Below are 18,774 nucleotides of genomic sequence, written 5' to 3'. Positions count from 1 at the left end.
TCCTTCTGAACATCGCACAGAAAACTTAACCGCCCACTAAATTCGTGCTGTTATTTTTTATCCGGGGAATACAGCGTCGAAACTTTTCCCGAAGATTTTCCGGAGTCCGTCTGTGCAATGATCTTAGCCACCCCCCTTTTTTTGACTTGATCGATTCTGATAATTTCGTGCATCGGAATGAATGAGCGATTGACACCCTCGAATTCCATTCTGAGCCTCTCCTCTGACGGATCAATTACAATTGCGCTTTTTTCGCCAAACACAAAGTCCTCGACGACAATAAAACCGAAAAGATCTCCTTGGTATACGTTTTTAGCATAAATCTCGTAAACTTGATCCTGATTGACAAACACGACTTTATAAATAAGTTTTTCCGACATTGAATATACTTGCCTACAATAAAATAAACGTTTATGGTTTGCCATTCTAACGCGAAAGCGTAGATTTAAGATATTGCTGCCGTCCCGAAAAAAGCCGGTTATTATTGGATGGCGACGTAGATTCGTTTTGCTCAATCTTTATACCGCAGATGAAGGCAAGCAATAATATCAGCGAATAACGGAAGCATATATACCCATCGTAGATCAATATTCGGAGCTGGGGGTACTACCGAAATTTGAAGTGCGAAAGGTATAAAAACCAAATCGCTTATGTCCTTCATTGTAAAAACCGACACTTGAGGCTCAAACCCTTGCGAAAACCCACCACACAAAGCAGGTAACCCTATGGCTTATACAATATATTTATCCGGCGAAACGCATACCGATTGGCGCGACCAAATCATTCAGGGCATCGAAAACAACGATCTGGACATCGAAGTGCTCGGGCCGATTACCGACCTCAACATCAGCGAAAACATTGGCGCTGAAATCTTGGGCCCGGAGGAAAACAATTTCTGGCGCGATCACAAAAGCGCCAAGATCAACGCACTACGTAATAATCATTACCTCGGTCAAGCCGACCTGGTCGTCGTCCGTTTCGGAGAAAAATACAAACAATGGGAAGCGGCATTCGATGCCGGCCTTGCAATAGGCATGGGCATTCCTATCGTCGTGATGCATGACCCCGAACTGACCCACGCCCTGAAAGAAATCGACGCGGCCGCCCTTGCCGTCACACAAGATTCTCTCCAGGTCATCGAGATCCTTAAATACATCTCACAGCAGTAACAAGATTTCATGAAAAATAACTTCCAGGAGCTGTGAATTTTGTAGCGGGTTCGGCCTATCCTACATTTTTATCACAGAGTCCTAAGAATCGTTGGATTGCGTTAAATTACGCAATCCAACATAAATTCCGCACCCTATTTTCTTCTATCCGATCGAAAAAGGCTCTGATTTTTCAGTATGAAAGGAGTCGAATTAGACAATCACATGCGGTAAGTAACGAGATAAATTCTGAGTGACGATAGCCTTGTCTTCACGAATCGAAATTCCTGCCGGCTGATCGTCAACCAGCCATGAACCGATCAGAGTATGATTATCGCCGAATTTAGGCAAAGGATAATAAGCCTGGAAAATAAAACCTTCTTTTCCGTAAGGCCCTTCTGTGCCAAAAAGCTTTTTACCGCCTTTATATAACGACACATTGGCGCCTTCCCTAGAAAATAACGGCTTTTTGACTAACTCCAGTCCTGGACTCCATTCGACATCATCTTCGAAAAAAGCCGGCAAAAGATTGGGGTGGCCGGGAAACATTTGCCATAACATCGGCAACAGCGCTTTATTGGACAGAATCGATTTCCACAGCGGCTCCAGCCATTGCGTGCTACTATTCAGCAACAACGGTCCATATTCTTCGCTGAGCATGAACTCCCAAGGATAAAGCTTGAATATGAGCTCAATGACTCGATCCTCCAAGTCGGTAAATGCCCCGCTTTCCCCTTGCCCAATATCCTCGACATAAACGAAACGATTAGGAATACCCGCTTCTGCGGCGCAATCTTGAAGGTATTGCACTGTTCCCCGATCTTCCTCGCTGTCTTTGCAACAACTAAAGTAAAAGTCGCGGCCGTCGGTCGAAGCATGAATAGATCCTAAACGCTGCACCAGTTTTTCCTGCAAGGAATTAAATTGATCACAGTCTCGCGGCAACTCTCCGTTTCGGACATTGTCTTCAAGCCATAACCATTGCCAGAAACCCGATTCATAAAGACTGGTGGGCGTGTCCGCGTTATTTTCGTAAAGTTTCGCGGGATTGCGGCCGTCATAGGAAAAATCGAGCCGCGAATATAGGCTCGGTTGACGATTTTTCCAGGAGGCTCGAAGCAAATCTCTGAATATGTCCGGTATACCAAACTTTTCCATTAATCGTTCATCATCGACAACTCGGTCGACGACTTCGAGACACATCTGATGAAGCTCCTCGCTGGGTTCTTCGATATCTTTTTCAATTTGCTGCAAAGTAAAACGATAGTAGGCCGTTTCGTCCCAATAAGGCTCACCATATAACGTATGAAAGTGGAATCCGTACTCGTGAGCCAAATTTCGCCAACCCGATCTTTCCCGAATGGGCATACGAAACATGTCGCTAGCCGCCCCAACCGCTGCTTCTTGAACTTGACCGGGTCGAGCTCGAACCGCTCCAGGACGATTTAGCCGCAACCGTCGAACCGAAACCGCCGCGAGAAATGGTTCTGGTGACCGGGGGCTTGGATTGAAAGGCATCGCTACCGACGGTTACGTTAGTGCTGCGATTGCTGCCGTAACTTCGACCATCGGCGGTCACCCAATTATTGTAAAAAGGAGAGCTGCGGCGATAAGAGGTAAAAACCGGTTGGGATTGGTAGCCGCGATTAAAATCCAACGCCCTGGCAAACATAAATCCCGCCATTGCCGGCATAAACCAATTTTGTCCGGATGCATGCGGATAAGTCGTGCAGCGATTGAGTCCGAATTCTGACTCGCAGTCTTGCCGCGAGGCATACTTAGGCGCGGTTTTAGCGGCCTCTTCCTGCGCCTTGCGATAAGCGGCTTCGCAGTCTGCGGCATATTGTGGATTTTCGCTCTTACAAACGTCCAAGCTAGTATAAACCCGTGCATCGCGTTCTTCGTCAGAGCATGCATTTAACATGACACCCGCTACCGCTAAAGCAACCGGCTTGAGCCAAAAACGCGGGCCGTTTTTTTTCATTCGGTCCAAATTGATGCTTTTTGTGCGCTTCATGTGATCGCTCCTCAGTAGGTCATGCAGGCCGCATTCAAAATACCGACCGCAATCGAAAAACCGCCTAGGACCACGCCCGCGGATATTTCATTATCATTGATGCTTTGCACGATTTTAGGCATGAAAATAAAGCGGATAATGGCAAAAGCAAGCAACTGAGCGATTAATGCGAAAACGGACCATAACCAAAAATCCAGCAACGAAACAGAATTGGAGGCCGCTCCTGCAATCGCGATCGCGAAGCCGATGACAGCACCGATGAAACCAATCGCGGCCGCTACGTTTTTATCCTCCTTGACCAATTTCCATTCATCATGAGGCGTGATCAATGCATACAGAAATTTAAAAATCAGTAGCAAAGCCAATGAAGAGAAAAAATACATTGCGAAATTGCTGAGGCCCATCAGAGAATTTATCAAAGCGTCCACAGTTGACTCCTAGTGTTGTTTTAAAGAAGGGTTGAACTATACCTTTCGCACTTCAAATCTCGGCAGTGCCGGAGGAGGCCTCGGGGTGCTAGGTCGATTTTTGCTCCTGCAAAATCGACATTCACGCCATCCATAGCGTTCATAAAGGCTTTGCCAGCATGGGGCTGGCATAGAGCCTACATGGACGTATTTACCCAGCACCTAAATTCCATAACTCATTGGCCATGGTTAATTGTCTTGGATAATTTAGGTGCTGGGTTTACGGCGTCCTTTAACGAGCACCCCGAGGCCGAATTTTCATCTACGATGAGTATAATCGGCACCAGGCGGCGGTAATACAACAGAAAATAACTTAACCGATAATTGTGATATCAGCCGACTGCAAATTGATGCCGGTCGCGATGACCAAGCAACGGTCGGCATGCCCATTTATTATTTTTTCTTCCCCTGAAACCAATGCGAATTCATCCAACGTATCATCGACCGGTCTTTCGTAGAGCATCACGAATTGATCGGTTTCGCTCGTACCGTCGGTTTCCGTATAAGTCGTTTCAGTCATGGCTACCGGCGGCGAGGAATTGCCGACACCTTCCCAAACCCTAAGAAATCGGTGACCCTCAAGTGTATATTCCGGCCGACTAATATCGGTATTGATTAAGCGATCCCAATCGGCTTGGCTGCCAACAGCCTTGGTATCGTAAAAATACCAAAGCTTGACGTCTTCGATATGATTTTCCGTCATGCCGCCGCTTAACAGGACTTGTACAAAGCTGTCGTCGTCAGTGTAAAAACGCAGCAGCGTACTGCTGCTGTCCAACTTAACTTCACCAACCGCCTGAATAAACTGGGTTTTGGCGGCACCTTCAAAAATAAGCAAGGGTTCGACCAGCTTGAGCCGCAGCGCATCCAACTCGAATGCGCCGCCTAGCCGCAAACCGATAACTTCAGGACTCCGGATTGTTTCTTGAGCATCGTTTTTTTTGAACCATTTGCTAAACACACAGCTTCTCCCAATTAAGACCGTCGATGCGCTCATCGGCAATGTAATAGATCATCGTGCCCGGATGAATCATGTGTGTCAACGGTGGGTTTAGGATGACACTGCCTTTGGAGTCGCCGACAGCGAGCAGAATCGCATCGTGTTTTTGTTTAAGCGGAAAAAACAAATCGCCTAATAAAACACTTTTGGATTGAGCCGGATATTTGATCGAATACTGCGTCATGCCGTCCTGAACATTCAACAAATCCTGATGCAACGCGCTGGAGCCTGGATGCATGGCGGATTTAGCCAGCATCTCGACATCTACCGAAGGCGTGCATTCAATGTTCGGGCAATGCGTTTTCAGTAATTGGCTCAGTTTTTCATCATTGAAATAAGCTATCATGTGCGCGCTTTTATTACGACTTGCACAATACAGTGCGGTCGTCATCGTGACATCATCTTCGGGCGTATCGATAATGATCGTCGAGGCTTTTTCAAGACATGCTCGATCCATTTGCACGTCATCGTTATAACTATCGACCTTAACGAAATCGATTTGATCCGGCATCGGGTTCTCGATCTCGGCTTTCGCGCACAGCACTATCTTATGCGTTTCTAAAGCACCAAATTGTTCACGGAGCAGCAATCTGATGAGGTGCAAGGTCCGCATTTCGCCCCAGCCGATCACCAAAATGTGATTGGTGCAGTTTAATTGTTTCAAACCATTTACTCCTTTTTTCCAATGGTAGGCCGCAAAAACAGCGACCCGACCTAAGAACATCGCAAACAGGCTCAAGCCGAACGGAATCACGAACAATGCGGCCGTCATTTTGCCGCCATGTGTCTGAGGAGATAAATCGCCGTAACCGACGGTCGATGCGGTGACTATCAACCAATACGGAAAGTCCGGCAAAGCCAGTAAATCCGTTTCGCCGCAAAGAAAAAGCAAGGCATAGCTAATGCTCACATAAAGCAACAAAGCGAGAGCCGCACCTTGCCAACTCAAGATAATGCAATGCTGAATAAAAAATCGCTTAAGTTTATAAAGGACAATCATCTAACTATACCTTTCGCACTTCAAATTTCGGCAGTGCCAGAAGAGGCGCCAGGTTTGCGATCCCTCACCTAGCGTTAGGTGAGGAAGCATAGAACCTACAGGTACGTATTCACCCACTACCTAAATCCAGCACCTAAATAAGCCATGATTTTGAATCGTTGCCAAAGACCTATGAAATTTAGGTGCTGGGTTCACGGCGTCCTTTGACTGGCACCCCGGTGCCGAATTTTGATCTACGAGGGGTATATCCAAAAGAGTTACCGAACCCTCAACAAAGTCCATAGCTTCAAGACGTTATTTATCCCGAAATCATTAGCCATTTTGTAATTATTCAGCATAAGTCATGTATGAGAAGGTGTCAGGCATTGATTTATAAGGCTGTCTGCAACAGGACGTTGCAGTCAGAGCTTACAGGGATGTATTCACGCGTCCTTAAAAATCAATGCCTGACACCAACCTACCGCATGCGCTGAATAGTTACGCCATTTTTTGAGTATAAAGGAACTAGCTCATTAGGTTCAACGACCGCCGAGAATGCGCTCCAGCTCGCTATCGGCATTTGCGTTGGAACCGGTGATGCCTGCCGCTTTCAATTTGGCCTCAAGCGCGTCGCCGCTTTCCTCGCCAAGCAATTCTTCGGCGGCTTCCAGCTCGGCGGAGCGCTGGTTTTGCCGATCTTGAATACGCTTTAAGGATTCCGCCGCCGTTTTCATTTTGCTGTTCGCGCCCAAATGCCGAGAAGAAACCGAAACTTGGGCTTTTTGTACCGACTCGGTGGCTTTAACCATGTCGACTTGTTGTTCCATTCGTCGTAAATTCGCTTTCGCCTCGGCAATTTTATGACGCAGCGTTTGCTCCGACTGTTTGAATTGATTAACGTATTGCTGCTCTGCGTCCATTTGCTCGCGTAATTCCACGACTTTTTGCGCACATTCCAGCGCCAACTGCCTATCGCTCTCGGCCGCCCTGCGCGCGTGACTCTCATAATCGACAACCGAGGTTTGTAAACCGGATACCTTTTGTTCCGCCAGTTTTCTTTTCGCCATGATTTGAGTCAAAGCATGGTCGGATTTACGCAGTTCTTCTTTCGCTTCCCGAATTTCTTGATCCAAAATACGCAAAGCCTGACTATCTGCAACAGCCTCTGCCGCTTCGTTAGCGCCGCCCTTGATCGCAGTGACTAATTTATTCCAAACACTCATAGCTTAAACTCCATTAATCAAATGATTTTGGTAGGCATCCAAAAATGCACGCACATTCTGGAACAGTGTATCGACTTCGATGATAATACTCTCTTCTTTTGACTGACTCGACAATGCCCCGAAAGCCATATAATAATCTTCATCATCGATATGAGTAATAGCAATAGCCGTTAAGGGAAAAATTTGATGAGTTCTCAATATATCTTCATTGAGCAAGGCGCAGTCTTTAATCTCTTTTTTTGCGAATAATACCGACTCGACCAGGATTTGTTCGCCGCTAACCGCCAGATAAGCATCTAGTCCGTCGCCATTAGTGATACGCAAACAAGATTCTTCCCTAGCAACTTGATAATCGCCGCTTTCATTCAATAGACTTTCCAATTCGATAAGATTCCAACTCATAGTTTCTCCTGTAGCATGACATCGGCAAAAGAGCCTGCCAAAAAGGATTAAGATAGCACAAACCTGTTTTTAACATATAAAAGGTAGAACAAAATCATCAGTTTTTGTGAAATACGGCCGAATCTAATTTCGACGATTGATGAGCTATAGCCCTCGACAGGCGCTCCGTCCCTGACAAAACCGAACGAGATTCTTAACCATCAAGACCGTTTATCTATCACTTCGTCTCTCAACACATCAAAATCATTGAATGCGCTTTTTAAGCTAAGCTTTAAATTGATGATCGTAGCCAGCGTGGTACTAGTGAAAATACAGACCATAATTGCGATTTGATATTTTACGGCCACCCAGGGTTCGCTGCCGCCGAGAATCTGTCCGGTCATCATGCCGGGCAAAGAAACCAATCCCATCGTCGCCATGCCGGCGATCGTCGGATTGATTGCAGCTTTTATCGCATCTCGAAAATATGGCCGAACTGCCTCTATACGCGTTGCGCCTAGCATCAAAAAAGTCGCGTACTCGTTCTCGTTCTTGCGTAATGCCGAATAGAATCGTTCCAATGCGATCACGTTGCCTTGTAGACAGTTGCCTAGAATCATGCCGGCCAACGGAACGATATACCTCGCATCGTAAAAAAGCGCCGGCCGTATTACCCAAAACACCAAAAATGCAGCAGAGAACAGAATACTGAAAGCAATGGCTATAAACGTGACCAAGGCAAAATAACGCACCTTAAGCCCCGCTCGGCGTAAAATGCTGAAATCGGCGACCAAAAGCATCACCAGTATCCATAAGCCATTGAACCAAGGATTGTTGAGTTCGAATAGCCATTTCAAATAAAACCCGACCAAAGCCAACTGCACGCTCATCCTTAGGACGCTAATGCCGATATCCCGGCTCAGCAGCAAGCCAAGCATTCGCAGCAACAACCAAGGCAATAGACAAAGACCATAGAGCAGCGCCATTCGCGGCAGTTCGATATCAAGCGTTTCCATATGTTCTTTCCCGAACTAAGCGGCCCGCGTCCAGTTCTAAAATACGATCGCAGCGCGCCAACCACTCCGTATCGTGAGCGACCGAAAGCACCGTTAATTGAGGGTCGGAAAACACATCGAATACAGCTTGTTTGCTTTCCGCATCCAATGCGCTGGTAATCTCATCCAACAAATACAAGCTTTTACCTAATAGCAGCCCTCGGGCCAATGCAATCCGTTGTTTTTCACCACCGGAAATTCGGCTACATTTCCGCTTTAAAATATCGACCGTCAGATGCAAGCGATTCAGTACTTCACCCAGCCGAGCATCCGGAGGCCGTTGATTCCGATGGATTTTAAACTGAAAAGGCAATAATAAAGCTTCGCGCACGGTCTCGGCGCCAAGTATGGGCTCTTGGCCGATATAGGCCGTCGCACTTCGAATCGTATGGACCGATGCAGGAGTCAACTGCATTTGCTGAAAATAGACGCCCCCGGCGACGGCATGAAGCCCGATAAATGCTCTCAACACGCTACTCTTGCCGGAACCCGACTTACCGCATAAAACAGTTTTTTCGCCGGGGAACAGGGCAAAACTAATATTGGATAGGATGGTTTTTTCACGAACCGCTACCGATACTTGATCGAATCGAATGATTGGATTCATTGATTTAATGATTTAAAGGAACAAACGCTAGAACACAAAAATCCCCCTATTCACTATTCACTGCTAACTGCTAACTGCTAACTGCTAACTATTCTCTACTATTTAATACTCAGTTAACCAATAAAACTGGCACGGCTGAATGACCAGTTGCTGGTCGAATTCAGTCGGACGCTTGCCGGTGTATAAATCGCTGACTTGTCCGTAAATGCCAAACCCCGCCGTATTAAATTTTTCCATCTTGATACGCTGAGGTTGTTCGCTGAAATTACAAATCACCAGCACTTGTTCCGAAGGCCGGTTATGATCGTAACGGATAAACGAAAAAATATGCGGGTTTTCGCATTCGATCAACTGTCGATTATTGAAGTCGGCAAAAGCCGTGGTTTCCTTGCGAATCGCGATCATTTTTTTCAATGCGCTAAATACGGCATACTCGACCGTACCTTGTTTCTTACGTTGCTCGGCCCGCTCCCAATCGATCTTAGGCCGGTGAATCCAGCGACTGTCATTAGCCTTATCGGGTTGATCGAGATAACTGTGATCATTAAAGGTCGCGATCTCATCGCCGTAATACAGAAGCGGAAGGCCGCCGAATGAAAATATCACGCTATGCATTAATATGATTTTGTTCAACGCAATATCGATCGCATGTTCGTCATCGGACTGAATCGCCGTCTCAAGGCCGGCCAACGAAGCCAGCGATCCGGCAATCCGCGCATCGCCGGTTTTCTCATTACGCATGAACGGCACGCCGCTCGCGATCGAATCCTCATAAGCCCCTGTATAGAAATCGACCAAAAAACGACGATGCGCGACCGGATCATAACCGACATGCCGCACATCGTTGTCATCGAAACCTAGCCCGATATCGTCATGGCAACGCACATAATTCAACCAAGTCGCTCGCTCCAATTTATCGGGCAGGCTTTTCAAGCCCTGATACAGTAATTTGCTATTGCGCGTCGCCAACGCATCCCAAAGCAAGGCCATCAAAGTCGCGTTATAGGCGATTTCACACTCTTTCGCGATAATCGCGTCCTCGCCGAAATATTTAGTAATCTCGACCGGTGCGACAATCGCTTCGGCAATGAACAAAGACCCCGGCGCTGTTACTTGGCAACAGTCTTTCATCAACTGCAGCAACAGATGCGCTTCGCGTTCGTTTTGACAAGTCGTGCCCATCTTCTTCCATAAAAATGCAACCGCATCGAGCCGGATAATATCGGCGCCTTGATTGATCCAAAAGAGAATCACGTCGAGCATTTCAATAAATACCGAAGGGTTGCTGTAGTTGAGATCCCATTGATAATCATTGAAGACCGTCATTACCCATTTCTGCAAAGTTTCGTCCCAGGTAAAATTTCCCGGAGCGGTTTCCGGAAAAATTTCGGGCATACTTTGCTCGAACATATCGGGAATTTCACGATTATCGAAGATGTAATAATAATCTTGATATTTTTGCTCTCCTGCCTTCGCCCGCTGAGCCCATTCATGCTCGTCCGAGGTATGATTCAACACAACGTCCAAAGTCAACAGAATATCGCGCTTTCTGAACTCGCTTGAAACCCGCTGCAAATCTTCTAATTTGCCGACACGGCTATCGATCTGCCGGAAATTACTGACCGCATAACCGCCGTCGCTGCGACCGGTAGGACACTCGAGTATCGGCATGATGTGCACCAAATTGATGCCGAGCTCTTGAAAATAAGAGGTATTATCCGCCACGCCGGCCAAGTCGTCGGCAAACCCGGCGCTATACAAAGCCATGCCGACCCATTTTTGATTCAGAAACCAGTTATGATCGTTTTCCCGCGCGATATCGAGTTTTTCCAACTCTTCCGGTCGCTGAATATATTGTCGAGCCAAGGTTTCGACCAGCTTGAGCATTTGCTCTTTGAAATCGTCGCGGCGGCCGTATAGATGATGAAACAGATTATGAATCGCATAAAAATTCGCGCCGAGACGCGTGTAAAAATGCCGCAAATCCTGCCTGCGGATTTCCGGCTTGAGATCATCTAAAATTTCATTTAATAAGGAATGCGAAATCTGTTCGTACATGGTTAGGATGCGGAGAAAATGTAAAGTTTCGTAAACCGGCAGCGCTAAGGCTCGGCCCGGTAACGACTAAAGAAAGATAGCTTAGTCTAGATCCCAAGCCGCTATAAACGGTTCATAAAAGACAGGATCTCTGACCGTCGCGCCTCTTTGGCCGACCATGGCCGAGGCAAATGCTTGCGCGCGTTCCATCGTGATTTGCAGCGGCCAATCGAGATTGAGCCCGAGTAGCATCACCGAAGCGAACGCATCGCCGGCACCGACCGTATCGATGACTTGGGCGATTTCGCCCGGCGTAACCCGGCACGACACACCCTGATGATCAGTCGCAAACGCACCTTGCTTCCCGCTCGTGACAATCAATCCTTGTAATCGGTAAAGCTCGACAAAGCGCCGCATATCGGCCTTAAGATCGCCCGAAACCGGATAAAGCGCCGCCAACTCATGATGATTCAGCTTGACCCAATCGGCTTGACCGAGCCATTCAAGCACCTGGTCTTTTTGCCACCAAGGTTCGCGCAAATTGACATCCATGAATATACGCCCCTTGTGTGCGTCTTTAAGAACGTCCAAAGCCGCCCTTGAAACCGGCTGACGCAAGGACAGCGTGCCGTGATAAAGCAAACCGGGACGATCCGTATCTTGAAGCTCGTCTTCATCAATATAATCGTAGGCTTGTTCCGGCACGATCGTATAGGCGGGCTCGCCCTGCTCGATGACGATATCGACGACACCGGTAGGATGCCGGCTATCCCTTTGCAAACCCGACATATCCATGCCCCACTTATGCATTGCGGCAATGACCGAGTCTCCGGTCGCATCCTGACCGACACGACTGATGAAATGCGGTTCTTGCCGGAAGGCCTGCAAATGCCAGGCGACATTGAACGGCGCGCCGCCGAGCACCCGACTGCCGTCGGGAAAATGATCGAACAAAACCTCGCCGAAAATAGTGATCGGATTTTTATTCATCGCCAATTATCCAGTGTTTGATTTCGGGTAAATAATGCACAACGCCTTCTAAAATACCGGCACTGTAATTGCCGTTCATTCCGAGAAAACCGCCTTCAGCCAAATACAAGGATTGCTCGGTCGATTGCTCCCGAGCCAATTGCAGCGCCTGCTTGCGTACCTCGTCGGTCGCATTGGCGACCAACACCGAGTTAATCGGGCTAGTCAACACCGGTAGATCGTTACCGCTATCGCCGGCAAAAACCGTGTTATCCAAACAAAAGCCGAGCTGCTTCATTAAAAACTCGACTGCATGGAACTTAGTCGCGCAAGCCGGTAAAACATCCAGCAACCCAGTACGTGTGGTTTCGTCGACACTGTAAATGAGCTCTGCTCGAGTCGAGTGCGACGCCAAGCGTTTTCTCATTTCAGTCAACAAAGGCTTCGGATCGATTGCTGCCGATACATAATAACTGAGCTTGAAACGATTTTGCTTCGCGCCTTCCTGTAGCGTTAATTCGGATAATTCGCTGAACAAACGATGCATCTCGGCATGTTCGCGTCCGGCCCAATCCGGTTCGATTTCATGACTCCATTGCGACCACTCTTGCCATTCATGATCGACGATTTGATAAATCGTAGTACCGACATCGCCGATCACGTAATCCGGCAACGGCAAATCGTATTCGGCTATCGCTTGCTGGACTAAGGCCTGATGCCTACCGGTCACATATGCCAGCGTGGCCCCGGGATGCCGCGCCAAGGCCTTGAAATAAACCCTCGCCATCGCCGATTCCGGCACATTGCCGTTCGGCAATAAGGTTCGATCAAGGTCGGTACAAAGCAAAAGCCGATCGGTCATAATTCTGCTCTCAGTCACTTAAAAATCATAATGTTCTATTGCCTCGATGATACCGAGCGCAAAGGGTTGCGCCGCAAAATAAATCCTCTCGGGCTCGCGCAAACCCGACAATTCCTCGCGATGCCGATTAGCGACGACAACCGCCAAGGTATTACCCTGCATCATGTCTTCATCGGCGCCGGAACCGCCGGCGACTAGAATACGCTCCAACGGCAGATTCCACTGCTGGGCGAAATAACGCAAGGCCAAACCTTTCGATGCACGCACCGGAACGATGTCGAAAAATTGCCCGAAGGATATATACACATTGACCGCCTGCTCCTCCTGACGCAACAATGTCTGAATTTCTTCTACCGTAGGCGCCTGCTCGGCATCGTAATGATAGGAAATCTTAAATCGGCTTTGCTCGCTTTTGGGCTGTAAAGTCAAACCGGGCAATTCCCCGATAATGCGGCGTATGGCCTTGCTATTCCAGTGATAATCGATATGTCTTGCCCAAGCGCTGTCCGGCGTCATTTGCGGCGAATAGACAATTTCGGTTCCCAAGCTGGTGATTAAAACATCCGGTACCGGCAGGCCGTTTCTCTTTAAAATTGCCATTGCCGAATCGAGCCTGCGGCCGGTCGCGACACCGAAAAAAACTTTTTTTCGATTCTCGGCCAAATAAGCAGCAAATGCTTTTAAACCTTCGGCGCTGCCCAATAAACTTTGATCGATATCGGAAAAAACGGCTCGATCGCGATAGCTCAAATCGCCTCGCACGCGCGCCACTTTCGGAAACTCCGGATGATGCTCCAATAATGGCTGTATCGTCTCAAGATACTTTTGTGCATGCGTATTCCAGGAATAGCGTTTCCGAACATTTTTAAGGCCTTTTTCGGAAAATTTTTCCCATTTTTTCGGGCTACTTAAAATTTCCAGCAACGCATTCGCTATCGCACTGCTATCTAGCGGATCGACGAGAATACCGTTATGGCAAGCACCGATAATATCGACCGGGCCGCCGTTTTCGGTCGCGACCAGCGGCAATCCGCATGCGGCCGCCTCGAGTAAAGTCAAACCGAACGGCTCGGTCAATGCCGGATTGACGAACACGCCTTTCGATAGCGCGGCCAAGCGATAGATATCCGGAACATCCTCCTGTTTGTGGTGCTTAGGGATCGCAATATGGCCGTATAAATCATAGTAATCGACCAATAATAGAATTTCGGTCAACACCGCTTGCGCGCCTTCGTCCATTTCCCGGATATCGTCGCGATTACCGGCTACGATCACTAAATTCGCTAATTTCTGTAATTCGGGGGACTCGCCGTAAGCATGAACTAACGAAACAATGTTCTTGCGTTCGTCAGGACGCGACAAAGCCAGAATCATCGGTTTTTTAGGATTATTCAAAAAAGTCTCCAGCGATTTGCCGAAGGCTATTTTTACCTTGTTTTCAGGAGGATGAAACTGCTCCAGATCGGTTCCCGGCGGAATCACGACCATGCGTTCCGGCTGATAATAGTCGTAGAGCTCGTATTGTTCGGCAATCTCGTTGCGGGTACTGGTCACGACCAATTCGGCATTGGCCAGCACATCCTCTTCGGCGCTGATTCTTTTGGAAATATGATAACGCTGCTCGATCAAATCACTCGATAAGCCCATTGCAAGCAAACGACCGAGCTTGTCTCTGCCCAGTGAATGCCCGGTATGCACCAATGGGATACCGGTTAAAAGCGACAACCGCACACCAACATAGCCGGCGTCGGCATAATGGCTATGAATCACGTCCGGCATACGCGTCTGCTGCCGGAGCCACTCCAACAAATTGTCGGCGAAAATATCGAGATAATCCCAAAGCTCCTCTTTCTTGATATAGCCTTCGGGGCCGGCCGGAATCCGGACGATTTGCGCGCTTTTATCCAGCGGCTCAAGCGCTTCGCGATAATCTGCACCAACCTCGGGATCGTCAACCAATCGCGTTGCTAAATCAACCCGACCTACCGAAGGTTGATAAGCTAAAGCCCTCGCTAAATCCACGACATACTTGGTCTGACCTCCGGTATCGGCATCGCGTCCCAGTTCTAAATCTCGTCCGCGTATCAGGCCGTGAACACTGATCAAAAGAATATAATGCGAAACCTTCTTGCTCGTCATGATCGAACTCATTTCAGCTGGAGATGAATTGTATTCTCTCATTCACGAACAACTATCTCAAGTGACGCTAACTCTCAGAGTCTATCAAGCCACTTCCCCCGAGTTATCATCCATGAAAGCAGCCGGGATTATTGCCGGTGATCACAAACGAACCAATTATAAACCAATGAATTTACTGGGTTATTATTCATTACCATACTAATTGAAAGGCTTTTCTGTGCTACAATCCTCGACTCTTAAAAATCAAACTTAAAAGGTTTTATTATGAAATTCGCTAAACTTTCAACTTTTACACTCCTATTTTTTGCTTTTTCCGTGAATGCCGATGTTCAATTAACCCAAGCCGACCTACTCGGCACCTGGCAAATCGATAAGGAATCGGTCGACCGCGAAGGCACCAAATCAAGAAGCTTGAATACTACCTGGACGTTCAGGGAAGACGGTACTATGGAAGGAAAGTCTCAAGAATCGGACGTTCACGCCCGGATCGATACACTGCGCGCAGTATTGAACTATTCAGTCGAAGACGGCAAATTGGTTAAACAAGCCGCGCCGGGCCGTTCTAGAATGGAAACTTGCACCGCAATTGAAAAAGAAAACGACAACATGATTCTTAAATGCCGATCGAATTATTTTTTCATGACCAAAAAATAACACGCAGGCAATCAATTCACGTTGTATATACCCATCGCAGATCAAAATTCGGCGCCTCCTCAGGCACTGCCGAAATTTGATGTGCGAAAGCATAACCCCAAACGTTATTTATCGCGAAATCCTTCGCCGACTGATTAACGTCCGTTTCCGGGTCAATAACACGACCGGCTTTTTGAGTACCTATTTGCCGAAAAATAGCGCATATTCAGGACTTATTGGTCGTGCCCGGCTCTTTGGGCGGAACCGGGTCATAGCCGTGACTGCCCCATGGATGACATCGACCAAGTCTTTTTAATGTTAGCCACAAACCTTTAAATGGACCATGTCGAGTGATCGCTTCTATCGCATATTCGGAACAGGTAGGCTGATACCGGCACGAAGGCGGCAAAAGAGGAGAAATGACAAGCCGGTAAAAACGGACTATTCCAAGCAACAAAGATTGCAACCCTTCAGTCAACATCGTCAAATTCTCCAAAAATCAAAACAAATTGCGCTTAAGCATAACCCAGCGCCAAACATACTTCTTACTTACTTAGGAACGAGCTGAAATAACTTAGACAACTGTTGAAAGGGGGGGCGGTGGCTCGATTGACAGGTGTCGGCGGCAGGGCAGATTTTTGCTCCTGCAAAATCTGCATTCATGCCATCCTTGGCAATCAGTCGCCGCCGTCAAGCCTACATGGACGTATTCACGGCGTCCTTTCAAGCGAGTCACCGAACCGCAGCAAAGCCTACTACTTATAGAAGTTATTTCCTGATTAGCAAATTTCTTCAGCTAAAGCCCAAAGATCAGCATATCCTTAGCAGGGCGGGGTCCGCAAGCCATGCGCGTCAAGCTAAAAGCGGCCAACCCACATCACGCTCCAGCTTGGAAAAGACACACCGGAAGCTCCAGCTTCCTGAGACCGACACAACTTCCGCGCATTCTCAATTACCCCCGACTCGCTCGTTCAATCTTTCTTGATTATCGGGAAGCTAGAGCTTCCTGAACAGGTTACCCAAGCTGGAGCTTGGGTAACAGCATATTTTAGTTTTTGCGACTACGACTAGCCCCTGCTCGGACACTTGGCTTCGGCAAGCTGAAGCATCTTGCTAATCAGGAGTTATTTTGTGCATATTCCTTACTGTAAAAGAGCACTCTCGATTTATTGATATTTGAAAACGCTCCGCTTGAGTAGCTTTAGGGAGTTTATTGTTTACCGTACCCTCAGCCTTAATTCAAACTTTGGCTGGCCAAATAATCCTCATAATTGCCGTTAAAATCGACGATACCCTGCGGAGTCAATTCAATGATCCGCGTTGCCAACGAGGACACGAACTCGCGGTCATGACTGACGAAAACCAGCGTTCCGGGGTAGTTTTCCAGCGCGGTATTCAACGATTCTATCGATTCCATATCCAAGTGGTTGGTTGGCTCGTCCATGACCATGATATTGTTTTTTTGCAAAATCAATTTGCCGAACAGCATCCGCCCCTTTTCGCCGCCGGACAGCACTTTGACAGATTTGTGAATGTCGTCTTGCGAAAACAACAAGCGCCCTAAAGTGCCTCGAATAGTTTGATCGTCATCGCCGGGTTGCCGCCATTGGCCCATCCATTCCGTCAACGTAATCTCTTCGGCAAAGTCGCCGGCGTGGTCCTGCGCATAATAACCGACGCTGGAATTTTCGGACCATTTTATTACCCCTTCATCGGCAATCAAATCGCGCACCAGTGTGCGGAGCAAGGTGGTTTTACCGATGCCGTTAGGACCGATCACGGCGACGCGTTCGCCGACCGAAACCACGAGCTTGAGATTTTTGAACAAGGGTTCGGCGCCGTAACCTTTGCTCAAACCTTCCACTTCCAACGCCAAGCGATGCAGCTTTTTATCTTGATCGAAACGAATGAAGGGATTAACTCGACTAGACGGCTTCACTTCGTCCAGCTTGATTTTTTCCAATTGTCTGGCGCGTGAAGTGGCTTGCTTGGCTTTCGAGGCATTGGCCGAAAACCGGCTGACGAAGGTTTGCAACTCGGCAATTTGGGCTTTCTTTTTAGCATTGCCGGCCAGCAGACGTTCGCGCACTTCGGTGACCGCGGTCATGTATTCGTCGTAATTCCCCGGATAAATACGCAGTTCGCCATAATCCAAATCCGCCATGTGCGTACAGACGCTATTTAAAAAGTGGCGGTCATGCGAAATAATAATCATCGTCGAGTCGCGCTCGTTCAAAATGTTTTCCAGCCAGCGAATCGTGTTGATATCAAGGTTGTTAGTCGGCTCATCCAACAGCAGAATATCGGGATCCGCGAATAAGGCTTGCGCTAACAATACGCGCAATTTCCAGCCGGGCGCAACGGCGCTCATCAATCCGGCATGTTGTTCCTGCGGAATATCCAAGCCTAGCAGCAATTCGCCAGCGCGGGATTCGGCGGTATACCCATCCAGTTCCGCGAACTCCACTTCCAGTTCGGCAACTTGCATCCCTTCTTCTTCGCTCATTTCCGGCAGCGAATAAATGCGGTCGCGCTCCTGTTTAACGCGCCATAGCTCTTCACGGCCCATGATGACGGTATCCAGCACTGTAAACGTCTCGAACGCAAATTGATCCTGCCGCAAATTCCCCAAACGTTCATTAGGACCGATACTAACGTTACCGGCGGAAGGCTCCAATTCGCCGCTTAGAATTTTCATGAGAGTCGATTTACCGCAACCGTTAGCTCCGATCAGGCCGTAACGGTTGCCCTCACCGAATTTGACGGAAATATTTTCAAACAGGGGTTTTGCCCCGAATTGCATGGTGATATTAGCTGTTGAAATCAAGATTTTGTTCCGGATGGATAAGTGTTGTAAAAAACCGCCCATTTTAACCGGTTTAGCAGGGTAAAAGAGAGTTAATTAAAATTACGCCCATTCGAGCGAAAAAACATCTAGTTTTCAAAAAGAGCCGATCGGCTTGGAATAACGAGACTGCCCATAAGCGACAATTTAAGAAAGGAACGCATCATTCCGCCAAGGATTCACTCCGGGCTATCCTGCCCGGAGCCCTTCGGATAAATGCAAATCCGTTCCATACGGATTTGTGGCGGAATCCAGTGCCACGGATGGCAATGCGTAGCTTCACATCCATATAACCTGGATATCGACAGCCCATACCGACATGACAAATAAGGCCATAAACGCACCATAGAATAGACAACAAATTGGGCTTATGCCTATTCCATTCATGGTATCAAATGAAGAACTGGCCTCA

The 18,774-nt window shown here is 47.9% G+C and carries 19 protein-coding genes; 3 read left to right on the top strand and 16 right to left on the bottom strand.

Annotation, left to right across the window (positions count from 1 at the left end; genetic code table 11):
• Positions 1-50 precede the first annotated feature (50 nt).
• Positions 51-380, bottom strand: coding sequence for a DUF1820 family protein (locus MEALZ_RS03055; RefSeq protein ID WP_014147129.1), 330 nt, complete (start codon positions 378-380; stop codon positions 51-53).
• Positions 381-725: 345 nt separating this feature from the next.
• On the opposite strand from MEALZ_RS03055, the gene MEALZ_RS03050 reads away from it, so the two are divergent.
• Positions 726-1,169, top strand: a complete 444-nt coding sequence (locus tag MEALZ_RS03050) for a YtoQ family protein (protein WP_014147128.1) — start codon at positions 726-728, stop codon at positions 1,167-1,169.
• Between the two features lie 192 nt (positions 1,170-1,361).
• Here MEALZ_RS03050 and MEALZ_RS03045 read toward each other — a convergent pair whose 3' ends face one another.
• From MEALZ_RS03045 to MEALZ_RS02985, 13 genes are all read right to left on the bottom strand, one after another.
• Positions 1,362-2,525 (bottom strand): glutathionylspermidine synthase family protein, encoded by a 1,164-nt coding sequence (locus tag MEALZ_RS03045; RefSeq protein ID WP_014147127.1) that lies wholly within the window; start codon positions 2,523-2,525, stop codon positions 1,362-1,364.
• A gap of 4 nt (positions 2,526-2,529) precedes the next feature.
• A complete protein-coding gene (locus tag MEALZ_RS03040) occupies positions 2,530-3,165 on the bottom strand; it encodes a DUF1190 family protein (RefSeq protein WP_014147126.1) in 636 nt (211 codons plus the stop codon).
• An 11-nt stretch (positions 3,166-3,176) separates the two neighbouring features.
• The gene (locus MEALZ_RS03035) at positions 3,177-3,593 is read right to left on the bottom strand and encodes a DUF350 domain-containing protein (RefSeq protein ID WP_014147125.1); all 417 of its coding nucleotides are present in this window, start codon (positions 3,591-3,593) and stop codon (positions 3,177-3,179) included.
• Between the two features lie 352 nt (positions 3,594-3,945).
• Positions 3,946-4,593, bottom strand: coding sequence for a YjfK family protein (locus MEALZ_RS03030; RefSeq protein ID WP_014147124.1), 648 nt, complete (start codon positions 4,591-4,593; stop codon positions 3,946-3,948).
• The gene (locus MEALZ_RS03025) at positions 4,586-5,632 is read right to left on the bottom strand and encodes a potassium channel family protein (RefSeq protein ID WP_014147123.1); all 1,047 of its coding nucleotides are present in this window, start codon (positions 5,630-5,632) and stop codon (positions 4,586-4,588) included. The genes MEALZ_RS03030 and MEALZ_RS03025 overlap by 8 nt, the downstream gene beginning before the upstream one ends.
• 518 nt (positions 5,633-6,150) lie before the next feature.
• Positions 6,151-6,834, bottom strand: coding sequence for a PspA/IM30 family protein (locus tag MEALZ_RS03020; RefSeq protein WP_014147122.1), 684 nt, complete (start codon positions 6,832-6,834; stop codon positions 6,151-6,153).
• A 3-nt stretch (positions 6,835-6,837) separates the two neighbouring features.
• Positions 6,838-7,236 carry a YjfI family protein gene (locus MEALZ_RS03015; RefSeq protein ID WP_014147121.1) on the bottom strand — a complete coding sequence of 133 codons (399 nt, stop codon included), beginning with the start codon at positions 7,234-7,236 and terminating at the stop codon, positions 6,838-6,840.
• 200 nt (positions 7,237-7,436) lie between these two features.
• Positions 7,437-8,231, bottom strand: a complete 795-nt coding sequence (locus tag MEALZ_RS03010) for an ABC transporter permease (protein ID WP_014147120.1) — start codon at positions 8,229-8,231, stop codon at positions 7,437-7,439.
• On the bottom strand, positions 8,218-8,877 hold the full coding sequence (locus MEALZ_RS03005; protein WP_014147119.1) for an ABC transporter ATP-binding protein: 660 nt from the start codon (positions 8,875-8,877) through the stop codon (positions 8,218-8,220). The genes MEALZ_RS03010 and MEALZ_RS03005 overlap by 14 nt, the downstream gene beginning before the upstream one ends.
• A 102-nt stretch (positions 8,878-8,979) precedes the next feature.
• Positions 8,980-10,935 (bottom strand): amylosucrase, encoded by a 1,956-nt coding sequence (locus MEALZ_RS03000; RefSeq protein WP_014147118.1) that lies wholly within the window; start codon positions 10,933-10,935, stop codon positions 8,980-8,982.
• A gap of 81 nt (positions 10,936-11,016) precedes the next feature.
• On the bottom strand, positions 11,017-11,904 hold the full coding sequence (locus MEALZ_RS02995) for a PfkB family carbohydrate kinase (protein WP_014147117.1): 888 nt from the start codon (positions 11,902-11,904) through the stop codon (positions 11,017-11,019).
• Positions 11,897-12,745 carry an HAD-IIB family hydrolase gene (locus MEALZ_RS02990; RefSeq protein WP_014147116.1) on the bottom strand — a complete coding sequence of 283 codons (849 nt, stop codon included), beginning with the start codon at positions 12,743-12,745 and terminating at the stop codon, positions 11,897-11,899. The genes MEALZ_RS02995 and MEALZ_RS02990 overlap by 8 nt, the downstream gene beginning before the upstream one ends.
• Before the next feature lie 18 nt (positions 12,746-12,763).
• Positions 12,764-14,884: an HAD-IIB family hydrolase gene (locus MEALZ_RS02985; RefSeq protein WP_014147115.1), complete on the bottom strand. Its 2,121-nt coding sequence runs from the start codon at positions 14,882-14,884 to the stop codon at positions 12,764-12,766.
• Between MEALZ_RS02985 and MEALZ_RS22535 the strand changes: the two genes are divergently transcribed.
• Both MEALZ_RS22535 and MEALZ_RS02980 read left to right on the top strand, forming a co-directional pair.
• Complete coding sequence (locus MEALZ_RS22535; protein WP_162472907.1) at positions 14,883-15,086, top strand: hypothetical protein; 204 nt, start codon at positions 14,883-14,885, stop codon at positions 15,084-15,086. The two genes, MEALZ_RS02985 and MEALZ_RS22535, sit on opposite strands and share 2 nt — an antisense overlap.
• Positions 15,087-15,148: 62 nt before the next feature.
• Positions 15,149-15,538 carry a hypothetical protein gene (locus tag MEALZ_RS02980; protein ID WP_014147113.1) on the top strand — a complete coding sequence of 130 codons (390 nt, stop codon included), beginning with the start codon at positions 15,149-15,151 and terminating at the stop codon, positions 15,536-15,538.
• 205 nt (positions 15,539-15,743) lie between these two features.
• On the opposite strand, the gene yidD is transcribed toward MEALZ_RS02980, so the two are convergent.
• Together yidD and MEALZ_RS02975 are read right to left on the bottom strand one after the other, a co-directional pair.
• Entirely contained in the window at positions 15,744-15,998 is a 255-nt protein-coding gene (yidD, locus tag MEALZ_RS21410) for a membrane protein insertion efficiency factor YidD (protein WP_084685275.1), read from the bottom strand.
• A 753-nt stretch (positions 15,999-16,751) separates the two neighbouring features.
• The gene (locus MEALZ_RS02975) at positions 16,752-18,386 is read right to left on the bottom strand and encodes an ABC-F family ATPase (RefSeq protein ID WP_014147112.1); all 1,635 of its coding nucleotides are present in this window, start codon (positions 18,384-18,386) and stop codon (positions 16,752-16,754) included.
• Positions 18,387-18,774: the final 388 nt, after the last annotated feature.

The organism is Methylotuvimicrobium alcaliphilum 20Z (assembly GCF_000968535.2).
Taxonomy (GTDB): Bacteria; Pseudomonadota; Gammaproteobacteria; order Methylococcales; family Methylomonadaceae; genus Methylotuvimicrobium; species Methylotuvimicrobium alcaliphilum.
The sequence above is the reverse complement of the archived record's forward strand: the minus strand, read 5'-3'. Positions and strand labels throughout refer to the sequence as shown.